Here is a 12096-nt window from a genome sequence, read left to right as displayed (position 1 = left end):
GACTGCTCATGCTACATGCTTGCAGACCGCTGGAAGAAGCACTCAGACAGCAACTGGTACTGGTTTGACCAGTCAGGTGAAATGGCTACAGGCTGGAAGAAAATCGCTGACAAGTGGTATTATTTTGACACAGAGGGTGCCATGAAGATGGGTTGGGTCAAGTACAAGGAGACTTGGTACTACTTAGACGGTAAAGAAGGTGCCATGGTATCAAACGCCTTCGTCCAGTCCGCAGACGGAACAGGCTGGTACTACCTCAAACCAGACGGAACGATGGCAAACAAGCCAGAGTTCACAGTAGAGCCAGATGGCTTAATTACGACAAAATAAAATGTGATATAATGGTTATGAAATAACGGAGGGAATTATGAATCACGAAAAAATCGGTCAGGTTACCGATGAAGTAAAAGAAATTTTTAATATTGTTCTTGAAGCAAGTGAAATCAAGGTCAACAAAGAAGGTTTGAGAAGCCATATGTTGAAACGCCATCATAATGATGTGATCCATCATATTGAAGACTTGGAACTCATACTAAGAAATCCAGATTTTGTTGGAGTCAATCCGCGAGAGAAAGACGCTAGTTTTGAATATGTGAAAAGATTTGATGATAATGTTCTCGTTGCCATAAAGTTACATAAAAGTGGCGATTTCTTTTATGTTCCGACCATGTATCGCTTGCAAGATTTCAAGTTACAAAGTCGTATCAAGTCTGGTAGATTGAGAAAACTTGACAAAAAAAGCAGTTAGTGCTAGAATAACATTAACGAAAGACATTTGAGGGCAGAAAGGTTCCTGCCGCACCTTGAAAAAGGTATCTGAGATGCTGGGTACACCGACCAGCCAAGTGTCCGTTATTTCAAAGGAGGGAGCTTAAATGCTCCTTTTTTGTTTAAAAATTTCAAAATAGATTACACCAACCGCAGGCTCAGGCTTGCGGTTTTTTATTTTGCAAAAACAGGCATTTTGAACAATTAGAAACTAAAATAGAAGTCCTATTGTTCAAAAAAGCGTTTTCTTGAAGAATAGGGAGGAGTAATGGCAGGGTATTATTGTCAAAAACGGTGTTTTGTTAAAAATAAAAAAACAGTGACCGAAATCACTGCTTATCAGTTGTAGCAAATTCATAAAGTTTTTCCGCTGTGAGAAGTGCCATTTTGTCCATACTTGTTTTTCCTTTTCTGAGGTCAGAAACGGTAGTCCATGGAACTCCAGCGCCTTGCGAAATAGCAGATGTAGACATCGAACTGTCTAACAATTCTTGAATAACTTTTCTCATCTTATTTGTCCTTTTTGTTTTTTAGATAAATGTATACATTAATTGCAATTATAAAAATAGCTATTGCACTAACCATTGCATTTCCTCGTTCCATTTGATAAAATAGAGGTGTGAGGGGCTTTCGCCCCAACCTCTTAGCGTTTACCTTTTTCTTTTGCGGGATTTCGGTTTACGCTTTTTGTTTTGCCTTGCGACCGTTATTGCGGTCACTAGACTTGCGATAGCAGTTACTGTTTCAGGAATATTGTCTATTGCCTTTTCAAGTAACCTAAGCCAATCTTCTTTGTTCAACTTCATCACCCCCTTTCCTTATCTTGATTATATTATATCACGGTATACCGAGAAAGTCAAGAGTTTTGATGGAGTTTTTTTATTTTATTTTTTAAAAAAAGACCGTGAGTAATCACAGTTTTCTATTTGTAAACTATTAGAAGTAAATTGAAACCTTCTCAACTATACGGGCAAAGATGATTGTAAAAATGAATACGAAGATGAATACGATTTAAAAAAACGATGGAAATTAGTGTAAATGATTTTAACGAAAAATAAGTAAAAACTCAACTATTTACAAGTGATGATAACTATTTGTAAACGTTTTTCACTTATGGTATAATAAGCATTGTATTTATTGTATATGAATCTGGAGAAAAAATCAAAGATATTTTTGACGGATAATATGAGAACAAGGGAGAATATATGACCTTAGAATGGGAAGAATTTCTAGATCCTTACATTCAAGCTGTTGGTGAGTTAAAGATTAAACTACGTGGTATTCGTAAGCAATATCGTAAGCAAAATAAGCATTCTCCGATTGAGTTTGTGACCGGTCGAGTCAAGCCAATTGAAAGTATCAAGGAAAAAATGGCTCGTCGTGGCATTACTTATGCGACCTTGGAACACGATTTGCAGGATATTGCTGGCTTACGTGTGATGGTTCAGTTTGTAGATGACGTCCGAGAAGTGGTGGAGATTTTGCGTAAGCGTCAGGATATGCGAATCATACAGGAGCGAGATTACATTACTCATAGAAAAGCATCAGGCTACCGTTCCTATCATGTGGTAGTAGAATATATGGTTGACACCATCAATGGAGCCAAAACTATTTTGGCAGAAATTCAAATACGTACCTTGGCCATGAATTTCTGGGCAACGATAGAACATTCTCTCAACTACAAGTACCAAGGGGATTTCCCAGAGGAGATTAAGAAGCGACTGGAAATTACAGCTAGAATCGCCCATCAGTTGGATGAAGAAATGGGTAAAATTCGAGATGATATCCAAGAAGCTCAGGCTCTTTTTGATCCTTTGAGTAGAAAATTAAATGACGGTGTAGGAAATAGTGACGATACAGATGAAGAATACAGGTAAGCGAATTGATCTGATAGCCAATAGAAAACCGCAGAGTCAAAGGGTTTTGTATGAATTGCGAGATCGTTTGAAGAGAAATCAGTTTATACTCAATGATAGCAGTCCGGACATTGTCATTTCCATTGGTGGAGATGGCATGCTCTTGTCGGCCTTTCATAAGTACGAAGACCAACTTGATAAGGTACGCTTTATCGGTCTTCATACAGGACATCTGGGCTTTTATACCGATTATCGTGATTTTGAGTTGGATAAGTTAATGACCAATTTGCAGCTAGATACCGGAGCAAGGGTTTCTTACCCTGTTCTAAATGTGAAGGTTTTTCTTGGAAATGGAGAGGTCAAGATTTTTCGTGCCCTCAACGAAGCCAGCATTCGCAGGTCTGATCGAACCATGGTGGCAGATATTGTCATCAATGGTGTTCCCTTTGAACGTTTTCGTGGAGACGGGCTAACAGTTTCGACACCGACTGGTAGTACTGCCTATAACAAGTCTCTTGGTGGTGCTGTTTTACATCCTACCATTGAAGCTTTGCAATTAACGGAAATTGCCAGCCTTAATAATCGTGTCTATCGAACGCTGGGCTCTTCCATTATTGTTCCTAAGAAGGATAAGATTGAACTCATTCCAACAAGAAATGATTACCACACCATTTCGGTTGACAATAGTGTCTATTCTTTTCGTAGTATCGAGCGAATCGAGTATCAAATTGATCATCATAAGATTCACTTTGTCGCGACTCCTAGCCATACCAGTTTCTGGAACCGCGTTAAGGATGCCTTTATCGGCGAGGTGGACGAATGAGGTTTGAATTTATCGCAGATGAACATGTCAAGGTTAAGACCTTCTTAAAAAAGCACGAGGTTTCTAAGGGATTGCTGGCCAAGATTAAATTTCGTGGTGGAGCTATTCTGGTCAATGACCAACCACAAAATGCAACCTATCTATTGGATCTTGGAGACCGCGTTACCATTGACATTCCCGCTGAGGAAGGCTTTGAAACTCTAGAAGCAATCGAGCGCCCACTGGATATTCTCTATGAGGATGACCATTTTCTAGTCTTAAATAAACCCTATGGAGTGGCTTCTATTCCTAGTGTCAATCACTCTAATACCATTGCCAATTTTATTAAGGGTTACTATGTCAAGCAAAATTATGAAAATCAGCAGGTTCACATTGTGACCAGACTTGATAGGGACACTTCTGGCTTGATGCTCTTCGCCAAGCACGGCTATGCCCACGCACGATTAGACAAGCAGTTGCAGAAGAAGTCCATTGAAAAACGCTACTTTGCCCTCGTTAAAGGAGATGGATATTTGGAGTCAGAGGGGGAAATTATTGCTCCGATTGCGCGTGATGAAGACTCTATTATCACTAGAAGAGTAGCTAAAGGTGGAAAGTATGCCCATACATCATATAAGATTGTCGCTTCCTATGGAAATATTCACTTGGTCGATATTCGCTTGCATACTGGTCGAACCCACCAAATCCGAGTCCATTTTTCTCATATTGGTTTTCCTTTGTTGGGAGATGACTTGTATGGTGGTAGTCTGGACGACGGCATCCAACGTCAGGCTCTGCATTGCCATTACCTATCCTTTTATCATCCATTTTTAGAGCAAGATTTGCAGTTAGAAAGTCCCTTGCCGGATGATTTCAGTAACCTTATTAAACAGTTATCAACTAATACTCAATAAAAAATATTAGAGTATAATTTATTATTTTAAAGGAGAAAACTCATGGAAGTTTTTGAAAGTCTAAGAGCCAACCTAGTTGGTAAAAATGTCCGCATCGTTCTACCTGAAGGAAAAGAACCTCGTATTCTTCAAGCTACGAAACGCTTGGTAAAAGAAACAGATGTTATTCCAGTCTTGCTTGGTAAACCAGAAAAAATTAAAATTTACCTTGAAATTGAAGGGATTCACGAGGGTTATGAAGTCATCGATCCTGACCACTACGCTAAGTTTGAAGAAATGGTTGCTGCGCTCGTTGAACGTCGAAATGGTAAGATAACAGAAGAAGAAGCTGCTAGACTCTTACGTGAAGACGTTAACTACTTTGGTGTAATGTTAGTATATATGGGCTTGGTTGACGGTATGGTTTCAGGTGCACTTCACTCAACTGCTGCAACAGTTCGTCCAGCCCTTCAAATCATAAAAACTCGTCCTAATGTTACTCGTACTTCAGGTGCCTTCCTAATGACTCGTGGTTCAGAACGTTACCTATTTGGTGACTGTGCTATCAATATCAATCCTGATGCAGATGCCTTGGCTGAAATTGCAATTAATTCAGCAATCACTGCGAAAATGTTTGGTATAGAACCAAAAATTGCTATGTTAAGTTACTCAAGTAAAGGTTCTGGTTTTGGTGAGAACGTTGATAAGGTAGTAGCAGCTACACAACGTGCGCATGAACTACGCCCAGATCTTGAAATAGATGGGGAATTGCAATTTGACGCTGCCTTCCACCCTGAAACGGCAGCTTTAAAAGCTCCAGGAAGTAAAGTGGCTGGACAAGCAACTGTATTTATTTTCCCAAGTATCGAAGCTGGAAATATCGGTTACAAGATTGCAGAACGTCTCGGTGGTTTCTCAGCTGTGGGACCTGTTTTACAAGGTTTGAATAAGCCGGTTAATGACCTTTCACGTGGATGTAGTGCAGAAGATGTTTACAATTTAACCCTTATCACAGCAGCTCAAGCAGTTCATCAATAGTGAAAACTATAAAGCGATATACTATGCTATACTGTAGTTATGAAACTATGTACGAAAAGCACTGCCATTAACTCCTGAGAACTAAATTACTGATTGGTGTCAAAAAGGACAACTTCCAAGCGATGATATCCTGTCTATATACGACCTATAGAAATCTGTAATATACATGTCCGTAAAACGATAAATTCCCTTTTGGATTTTATACTCAATAAAAATCAAAGAGCAAACTAGAAAGCTAGGCGCAGGAAGTACTTGAGTACGACAAGCCGACGCTGATATAGTTTGAATTTGATTTTTGAAGAGTATTAAATGAGTATGAAAAGAGAATTTTTTCATGAGAAAACGCATAATATTGAGTGTTTTTTGTACACCTGCTATTATGCGTTTTTTATAATTTTTGCACCTTTCTTAGCCTTTGTTATCGACAAGTATTGTTCTAGCTCCTTGTTTTTAGAATGGCAATTTCCCAGCGAAAGCACCCAGTTTTTTCTTGGTAGTTTCATCGATTTGTTCAAGAGCAGAGTTGATGGCTTGAACGGTCATATCAGAAAGAGTTTCAAGGTCCTCTGGATCAACGACAGCTGGATTGAAATCAATGCTGACAACTTTCTTATCTCCAGTTAAGGTCGCTTGGACAAGATCTTGAGCAGATTTGCCAACAAATTGCATGGCAGCAAGTTCGGCCTGGCTTTGTTCCATTTGTTTTTGAAGTTTTTGTGCTTGACGCATCATGTTTTGCATGTTCATCATAAGATTTTTAAGATTCCTTTCGTTTCAAGGGGATAATCCTTGTTGTTAACAAGTGCCTGATTTTCTCTCCTAATTGTTATTAGTAGCATAGCCATCAAGCCCAAGTACTGATTTTATTATACCATTTTTTTAAGACATAGTCTTTTATTGGTGAGAGTTATTTATATCAAGGAGTGATTAGAAATAAATTAAAATAATGATTTTTGCTAAGAGGGGCTCTATTCTAGTTTCATGGAAATGATTTTACTAAAGGTTCGTATGCTTTGTTTACAAACATGTTACCTCTATCTATTTTTGGATAAATAGTTGTCTATTATTATTTTTATGCTAATAGTAAAATCTAAATGGTAGCCTACGATTTTTTAGAAAGAAAATGGTACAATATTCTAAGAGAAAATACAATGGGAGGGAAAATGAGGTTATTACCTATAAGAAAAATATCACGTCAGTCTAAAAGGTTAGCACTTTTTTTGACGTTTTGTGCTGGATATGTAGATGCTTACACTTTTATTGTTCGCGGGAATACCCTTGTAGCTGGACAAACAGGAAATGTTGTCTTTCTTTCGGTAGAGCTAATACAGAATAATGTTTCGGATGTTAGGGATAAGCTTTTAACTTTAATAGCATTTATGCTGGGAGTTTTTTTACTAACCATTTATAAGGAAAAATTGAGAATTGTAAAAAAACCGATTCTGTCACTGATTCCTTTGGCAATACTATCAATCATTATTGGTTTTGTGCCGCAAACTGTAGATAATATCTATCTAGTACCGCCCTTAGCCTTTTGTATGGGCTTGGTGACAACTGCCTTTGGTGAGGTTTCGGGTATTGCTTACAATAATGCCTTTATGACAGGGAATATCAAACGAACAATGCTGGCTTTTGGGGATTATTTCCGAACCAAGCACACTCCTTTTTTGCGTGAAGGGTTCATATTTGTTAGCCTGCTTAGTAGTTTTGTCCTTGGTGTTGTCTTTTCAGCCTATTTGACGATTTTCTATCATGAAAAGACTATTCTTGGTGTTCCTATTATGATGAGTATTTTTTACCTTAGCATGCTTTTTGCCTCTTGGCAGAAAAAAGTAAAAGAAAAAGCTTGATTTTAGGTGTTATTACTTGTAAGAAAATAGGAGATATGCTATACTTGAAGAGTTGACTATGCACGATCCTGTGCAACCGCACGAACATCGTTGCTTGATTATTCAAGTTTAAGTGGTTCGTCCCACGATGCTAGGCGAGTCTTCACAAAAAAATCGGGGAAACCCATAAAAATCATAGGAGGTGCATAATGAGCACATACGCAATTATCAAAACTGGCGGAAAACAAGTTAAAGTTGAAGTTGGTCAAGCAGTTTACGTTGAAAAATTGAACGTTGAAGCTGGTCAAGAAGTTACTTTTAACGAAGTTGTTCTTGTTGGTGGTGAAAACACTGTTGTCGGAACTCCACTTGTTGCTGGAGCTACTGTAGTTGGAACTGTTGAAAAACAAGGAAAACAAAAGAAAGTTGTTACTTACAAGTACAAACCTAAAAAAGGTAGCCACCGTAAACAAGGTCACCGTCAACCATATACTAAAGTTGTCATCAACGCAATTAACGCTTAATTTTAAGGAGAACACATGATACAGGCAGTCTTTGAGAGAGCCGAAGATGGCGAGCTGAGGAGTGCGGAAATTACTGGACACGCCGAGAGTGGCGAATACGGCTTAGATGTCGTGTGTGCATCGGTTTCTACGCTTGCCATTAACTTTATCAATTCTATTGAGAAATTTGCAGGCTATGAACCAATCCTAGAATTAAACGAAGATGAAGGTGGTTATCTGATGGTTGAAATACCAAAAGATCTTCCTTCACACCAGAGAGAAATGACCCAGTTATTCTTTGAATCATTTTTCTTAGGTATGGCAAACTTATCGGAGAACTCTTCTGAGTTCGTCCAAACCAGAGTTATCACAGAAAACTAACACGGAGGAAAACATTATGTTAAAAATGACTCTTAACAACTTGCAACTTTTCGCCCACAAAAAAGGTGGAGGTTCTACATCAAACGGACGTGATTCACAAGCGAAACGTCTTGGAGCTAAAGCAGCTGACGGACAAACTGTAACAGGTGGATCAATCCTTTACCGTCAACGTGGTACACACATCTACCCAGGTGTAAACGTTGGACGTGGTGGAGACGATACTTTGTTCGCTAAAGTTGAAGGCGTAGTACGCTTTGAACGTAAAGGACGCGATAAAAAACAAGTTTCTGTTTACCCAATCGCTAAATAAAAAGGTCCAGTGAACCTTTTTATCCCGAGCCTTGAAATGTAAAGGCGAGGAAGCTAGAAGTAGCATTAAATAAGGCTTTCCGAGTTTTCGGAGAGCCTGTTTTTTGTTTTGGTATCCATACTTTTTAATATGTATAGTGGATTGAATCTGGAATAGAACACTGTTAAAAATTGATTTGAGTTTCCTACTCTATTTCTTCAGATTTTATTTCAATTGACTATAAGAACTGGTATTTGGTTTCAAATATTGGCTTGTCGTCCCTTCACTTGTCTGAATAGCTTGATTCGTTCCTTCTGATAAGGGAAAATGATATTCTTTAACTGAAACTGTCTGAGAATCCAAGCTAACAGACGGAGAGAAAAATAGCTCCAATCTGAAGCACACTGGATGGGAGTTGTTGAAAAGCAGTCATCTAGTTTTTCTTTTCTGCTTTGGCTTTTTTCTTTGTCATCAGGGAAAGTGACTTGCTTCAAATCAGGGAGTTTAGGAAACTCTTCAAATATCTTGCCCAAGTTGTCTCATTTTGTAAATTTTACAGCCATAGGTGTACCTCGATTCTAAATTCTACCTTTTCGACACCAATTAGTAATTTAAAGTTCTCAGGAGTTAGTTGCATTGCTTTTTCATACATAAGCATAGTATGACACTTTATGGTTACTGAACAAGTCTAATCACTCCTTTCAAAATTTTGAAGATGTTCTACAAGTTTTTGAGAAGAATATTGCAAAGTTCATAGTTAAGCAACAATCGAGTGAAGTGCTTTTTGAAAACAGCTACACTTCAGGTGAAAAAAACGACATTTCAGATTTTCTGTTCCAGAAATAGCTATCGCTATGATATAATTATTTTATGATTATTACTATTCCTATAAAAAACCAAAAAGATATTGGCACACCATCTGATTCAGTCGTTGTTCTCGGCTATTTTGATGGTATACACAAGGGGCATCAAGAATTATTTCGTGTTGCCAATAAGGCTGCGAGAAAGGATTTATTGCCTATCGTGGTTATGACCTTTAATGAATCACCAAAGATTGCTTTAGAGCCTTATCATCCTGATCTGTTTTTGCATATTTTGAACCCTGCTGAACGTGAGAGGAAACTAAAGCGTGAAGGCGTAGAAGAATTATATCTCCTTGATTTTAGTAGTCAATTCGCTAGTCTCACGGCAGAAGAATTTTTTGCAACTTATATCAAGGCTATGAATGCCAAAATTATTGTTGCAGGTTTTGATTATACATTTGGTGCTGACCAAAAAACGGCAGAAGACTTAAAGGATTACTTTGATGGAGAAGTCATTATCGTTCCACCTGTAGAAGATGAGAAAGGAAAGATTAGTTCAACTCGTATCCGTCAAGCTATTTTAGATGGAAATGTGAAAGAAGCAGGAGAACTTTTGGGGGCACCGCTTCCATCAAGAGGTATGGTGGTTCATGGTAATGCTCGTGGTCGTACGATTGGTTATCCAACAGCTAATTTAGTGCTTTTAGACCGTACTTATATGCCAGCAGATGGCGTTTATGTCGTTGATGTTGAGATTCAAAGACAGAAGTATCGTGCTATGGCTAGTGTCGGGAAAAACGTGACCTTTGATGGAGAAGAAGCACGTTTTGAAGTCAATATTTTTGATTTTAATCAAGATATTTATGGGGAAACCGTCATGGTTTATTGGCTTGATCGCATTCGAGATATGACAAAATTTGATTCTGTTGACCAATTAGTGGATCGGTTAAAGGCTGATGAAGAAGTAGCTCGAAATTGGTCTTGAGCGTTTTAGAAAACAAAAAAGAGGTTGTCTGTAACCCAAAAGATAGATGATGTAGTCTAACTTTTGAGGTCACGACATTACCTCTTTTTATTCTTTTTCAAAGGTAAATCCTTCTCCAAGGATTTCGTGGGCTTCTGTAATAGTTATAAAGGCTTGAGGATCGATTCGATGAATCATTTCCTTCATTTTCACAATCTCATTTCTACCGACAATACAGTAGATAATTTTCAAATCTTTTTGACTATAGTAGCCTTGACCAGAAATAAAAGTAACGCCTCTTCCTAGGTCATCATTAATCGCCTTAGCAAGTTGGTCAGGACGTTTTGTGATAATCATAAAACCTTTACCAGCATAGCCACCTTCTCCAATCAAATCAATGACACGCGAAACGATAAAATCAAATAAGAGCGTGTAGGAAACCAATCTCAAGTCCTTGAAGATTAGGAGAATGAGCATGAGAATACAAAAATCTAAGATAAAAAGTAGTTTCCCCATTGATATATGAGTGTATTTGTTGAGAATACGAGCTAGAATATCAGTTCCGCCAGTTGTACCTCCAGCATTAAAAATAATTCCAAGGCCAATTCCCAATAGGATTCCTGCTATAAGGGCTGTGATCAGTAAATCACCTTGAAGGTCAATATGAAGAGGAATACGCTCAAAAAAAGCCAACCAGGCAGACAAAGATAAGGTTCCTAGCAAACTAGAATAGAGGGATTTGGCTCCAAATATTTTCCAAGCTAGGATGAAAAGGGGAATGTTAATCAGCAAGTTCATGAGCGAAACAGGGATTTTAAAAAGATAAAAGGTGATGAGGGTAATACCTGTCGCCCCTCCTTCAAAGAGATGATGAGGAACTACAAAATAAGTCAGCCCAAAAGCATAAATAGCAGCTCCTAATAAAATGGTTAAAATGGGGTAAATTTTTTTAATCATAGGACACCTCTTTTCTTATAAGTAGATTATATCAAATTTTTAAGGAAAATTTGAGTGACTCCATTAGGATTTTTAATCTTTTTTTGATATAATTAGAAGTAAGAAAACCAATCTGAATCCTAAAATAGAAAGATTGATACTATGACAAAAATTAAGATTGTAACCGATTCATCTGTTACTATTGAACCAGAACTAGTAAAGCAATTAGATATTACAATTGTTCCATTATCTGTAATGATTGATAATGTTGTTTATTCTGATGCTGATTTGAAAGAAGAAGGTAAATTTCTTCACTTGATGCAAGAAAGTAAGAATCTTCCTAAGACAAGTCAACCACCTGTAGGTGTCTTCGCTGAAGTTTTTGAAGACCTATGCAAGGATGGTAGTCAGATTCTTGCTATTCATATGTCCCATGCCCTTTCTGGTACTGTAGAAGCAGCACGCCAAGGTGCCAGCCTATCTACTGCCGACGTGACAGTTATTGACAGTTCCTTCACTGACCAAGCCTTGAAATTCCAAGTTGTTGAGGCTGCAAAATTAGCGCAAGAAGGCAAAGAGTTGGAGGAAATTTTAACTCGCATAGAAGAGGTTAAAAACCACACAGAACTCTATATTGGTGTTTCGACTTTGGAAAATCTTGTTAAAGGTGGACGAATTGGCCGTGTAACTGGATTGTTGAGTTCTCTTCTTAATATCCGTGTTGTCATGCAAATGAAAGACCATGAATTGCAGCCAATGGTTAAAGGTCGTGGAGCTAAAACCTTTAAAAAATGGTTAGATGAGTTGACAACATCTCTCTCTGAACGTTCTGTAGCAGAGATTGGAATTTCATATTCTGGTAGTGCTGATTGGGCAAAAGAGATGAAAGAAAGCTTACAAGCTTATGTTGAACAGCCAATTTCTGTTTTGGAAACGGGTTCCATTATTCAAACGCACACAGGTGAGAATGCTTGGGCTATTTTGGTACGTTATCACTCCTAAAAAAATAAATAAAATGGGAAGAAATAGCGTTT

General features: G+C 38.0%; 15 protein-coding genes, 2 pseudogenes and 1 other annotated feature. Of the genes and pseudogenes, 12 read left to right on the top strand and 5 right to left on the bottom strand.

Going from position 1 to position 12096, the window contains the following annotated elements:
• Together HT679_RS02275 and HT679_RS02270 are read left to right on the top strand one after the other, a co-directional pair.
• A pseudogene (locus HT679_RS02275) lies at positions 1-330 on the top strand (autolysin); the annotation flags it as partial.
• 37 nt (positions 331-367) lie between these two features.
• Positions 368-748: a PBECR2 nuclease fold domain-containing protein gene (locus HT679_RS02270; RefSeq protein WP_173212670.1), complete on the top strand. Its 381-nt coding sequence runs from the start codon at positions 368-370 to the stop codon at positions 746-748.
• Positions 749-1097: 349 nt separating this feature from the next.
• On the opposite strand, the gene HT679_RS02265 is transcribed toward HT679_RS02270, so the two are convergent.
• On the bottom strand, positions 1098-1277 hold the full coding sequence (locus HT679_RS02265) for a hypothetical protein (protein ID WP_023937752.1): 180 nt from the start codon (positions 1275-1277) through the stop codon (positions 1098-1100).
• Between the two features lie 141 nt (positions 1278-1418).
• On the bottom strand, positions 1419-1568 hold the full coding sequence (locus HT679_RS02260; protein WP_162489709.1) for a hypothetical protein: 150 nt from the start codon (positions 1566-1568) through the stop codon (positions 1419-1421).
• Positions 1569-1973: 405 nt separating this feature from the next.
• On the opposite strand from HT679_RS02260, the gene HT679_RS02255 reads away from it, so the two are divergent.
• From HT679_RS02255 to pta, 4 genes are read left to right on the top strand one after another with little or no spacing between them, the layout of a single operon-like run.
• Entirely contained in the window at positions 1974-2645 is a 672-nt protein-coding gene (locus HT679_RS02255) for a GTP pyrophosphokinase family protein (RefSeq protein ID WP_173212668.1), read from the top strand.
• A complete protein-coding gene (locus HT679_RS02250; protein ID WP_000799049.1) occupies positions 2629-3447 on the top strand; it encodes an NAD kinase in 819 nt (272 codons plus the stop codon). Before HT679_RS02255 ends, HT679_RS02250 begins: the two co-directional genes overlap by 17 nt.
• Positions 3444-4340: an RluA family pseudouridine synthase gene (locus tag HT679_RS02245; protein WP_173212666.1), complete on the top strand. Its 897-nt coding sequence runs from the start codon at positions 3444-3446 to the stop codon at positions 4338-4340. The genes HT679_RS02250 and HT679_RS02245 overlap by 4 nt, the downstream gene beginning before the upstream one ends.
• Before the next feature lie 42 nt (positions 4341-4382).
• The gene (gene pta, locus HT679_RS02240; RefSeq protein WP_173212665.1) at positions 4383-5357 is read left to right on the top strand and encodes a phosphate acetyltransferase; all 975 of its coding nucleotides are present in this window, start codon (positions 4383-4385) and stop codon (positions 5355-5357) included.
• 450 nt (positions 5358-5807) lie between these two features.
• Here the strand turns inward: pta and HT679_RS02235 are convergent, their stop codons facing one another.
• Positions 5808-6107 carry a YbaB/EbfC family nucleoid-associated protein gene (locus HT679_RS02235; protein ID WP_000981526.1) on the bottom strand — a complete coding sequence of 100 codons (300 nt, stop codon included), beginning with the start codon at positions 6105-6107 and terminating at the stop codon, positions 5808-5810.
• 413 nt (positions 6108-6520) lie between these two features.
• On the opposite strand from HT679_RS02235, the gene HT679_RS02230 reads away from it, so the two are divergent.
• The 4 genes from HT679_RS02230 to rpmA all read left to right on the top strand — a co-directional run bounded on the left by HT679_RS02230 (position 6521) and on the right by rpmA (position 8380).
• Entirely contained in the window at positions 6521-7207 is a 687-nt protein-coding gene (locus tag HT679_RS02230; RefSeq protein ID WP_175880196.1) for a YoaK family protein, read from the top strand.
• 64 nt (positions 7208-7271) lie between these two features.
• Positions 7272-7359 (top strand) — a sequence feature (ribosomal protein L21 leader region).
• Positions 7360-7395: 36 nt separating this feature from the next.
• Positions 7396-7710, top strand: coding sequence for a 50S ribosomal protein L21 (rplU, locus tag HT679_RS02225; protein ID WP_000109141.1), 315 nt, complete (start codon positions 7396-7398; stop codon positions 7708-7710).
• A 15-nt stretch (positions 7711-7725) separates the two neighbouring features.
• On the top strand, positions 7726-8070 hold the full coding sequence (locus HT679_RS02220; RefSeq protein WP_000613699.1) for a ribosomal-processing cysteine protease Prp: 345 nt from the start codon (positions 7726-7728) through the stop codon (positions 8068-8070).
• 16 nt (positions 8071-8086) lie between these two features.
• The gene (gene rpmA / locus HT679_RS02215) at positions 8087-8380 is read left to right on the top strand and encodes a 50S ribosomal protein L27 (RefSeq protein ID WP_000916509.1); all 294 of its coding nucleotides are present in this window, start codon (positions 8087-8089) and stop codon (positions 8378-8380) included.
• A 219-nt stretch (positions 8381-8599) separates the two neighbouring features.
• Here the strand turns inward: rpmA and HT679_RS02210 are convergent.
• Positions 8600-8737: pseudogene (locus HT679_RS02210) on the bottom strand (TIGR03943 family protein); the annotation flags it as partial.
• 492 nt (positions 8738-9229) lie between these two features.
• On the opposite strand from HT679_RS02210, the gene HT679_RS02205 reads away from it, so the two are divergent.
• Complete coding sequence (locus HT679_RS02205; protein ID WP_173212663.1) at positions 9230-10147, top strand: bifunctional riboflavin kinase/FAD synthetase; 918 nt, start codon at positions 9230-9232, stop codon at positions 10145-10147.
• A gap of 87 nt (positions 10148-10234) precedes the next feature.
• Here HT679_RS02205 and HT679_RS02200 read toward each other — a convergent pair whose 3' ends face one another.
• A complete protein-coding gene (locus tag HT679_RS02200; protein WP_000592068.1) occupies positions 10235-11083 on the bottom strand; it encodes a YitT family protein in 849 nt (282 codons plus the stop codon).
• 141 nt (positions 11084-11224) lie between these two features.
• Between HT679_RS02200 and HT679_RS02195 the strand changes: the two genes are divergently transcribed.
• Positions 11225-12064 carry a DegV family protein gene (locus HT679_RS02195; protein ID WP_173212661.1) on the top strand — a complete coding sequence of 280 codons (840 nt, stop codon included), beginning with the start codon at positions 11225-11227 and terminating at the stop codon, positions 12062-12064.
• Positions 12065-12096 lie beyond the last annotated feature (32 nt).

The sequence above is a fragment of the Streptococcus sp. 4886 genome, from assembly GCF_013276485.1.
Classification (GTDB): Bacteria; Bacillota; Bacilli; order Lactobacillales; family Streptococcaceae; genus Streptococcus.
This window is presented reverse-complemented; position numbering and strand designations above follow the sequence as displayed.

What these genes read in the sequence shown, in the direction of transcription:
- HT679_RS02200 (WP_000592068.1), bottom strand. Translation starts at nt 11,083, where the DNA reads ATGATTAAAAAAATTTACCCCATTTTAACCATTTTATTAGGAGCTGCT.
- HT679_RS02235 (WP_000981526.1), bottom strand. Translation starts at nt 6,107, where the DNA reads ATGATGAACATGCAAAACATGATGCGTCAAGCACAAAAACTTCAAAAA.
- rpmA (WP_000916509.1), top strand. Translation starts at nt 8,087, where the DNA reads ATGTTAAAAATGACTCTTAACAACTTGCAACTTTTCGCCCACAAAAAA.
- HT679_RS02245 (WP_173212666.1), top strand. Translation starts at nt 3,444, where the DNA reads ATGAGGTTTGAATTTATCGCAGATGAACATGTCAAGGTTAAGACCTTC.
- HT679_RS02265 (WP_023937752.1), bottom strand. Translation starts at nt 1,277, where the DNA reads ATGAGAAAAGTTATTCAAGAATTGTTAGACAGTTCGATGTCTACATCT.
- rplU (WP_000109141.1), top strand. Translation starts at nt 7,396, where the DNA reads ATGAGCACATACGCAATTATCAAAACTGGCGGAAAACAAGTTAAAGTT.
- HT679_RS02230 (WP_175880196.1), top strand. Translation starts at nt 6,521, where the DNA reads ATGAGGTTATTACCTATAAGAAAAATATCACGTCAGTCTAAAAGGTTA.
- pta (WP_173212665.1), top strand. Translation starts at nt 4,383, where the DNA reads ATGGAAGTTTTTGAAAGTCTAAGAGCCAACCTAGTTGGTAAAAATGTC.
- HT679_RS02195 (WP_173212661.1), top strand. Translation starts at nt 11,225, where the DNA reads ATGACAAAAATTAAGATTGTAACCGATTCATCTGTTACTATTGAACCA.
- HT679_RS02220 (WP_000613699.1), top strand. Translation starts at nt 7,726, where the DNA reads ATGATACAGGCAGTCTTTGAGAGAGCCGAAGATGGCGAGCTGAGGAGT.
- HT679_RS02250 (WP_000799049.1), top strand. Translation starts at nt 2,629, where the DNA reads ATGAAGAATACAGGTAAGCGAATTGATCTGATAGCCAATAGAAAACCG.
- HT679_RS02255 (WP_173212668.1), top strand. Translation starts at nt 1,974, where the DNA reads ATGACCTTAGAATGGGAAGAATTTCTAGATCCTTACATTCAAGCTGTT.
- HT679_RS02205 (WP_173212663.1), top strand. Translation starts at nt 9,230, where the DNA reads ATGATTATTACTATTCCTATAAAAAACCAAAAAGATATTGGCACACCA.
- HT679_RS02270 (WP_173212670.1), top strand. Translation starts at nt 368, where the DNA reads ATGAATCACGAAAAAATCGGTCAGGTTACCGATGAAGTAAAAGAAATT.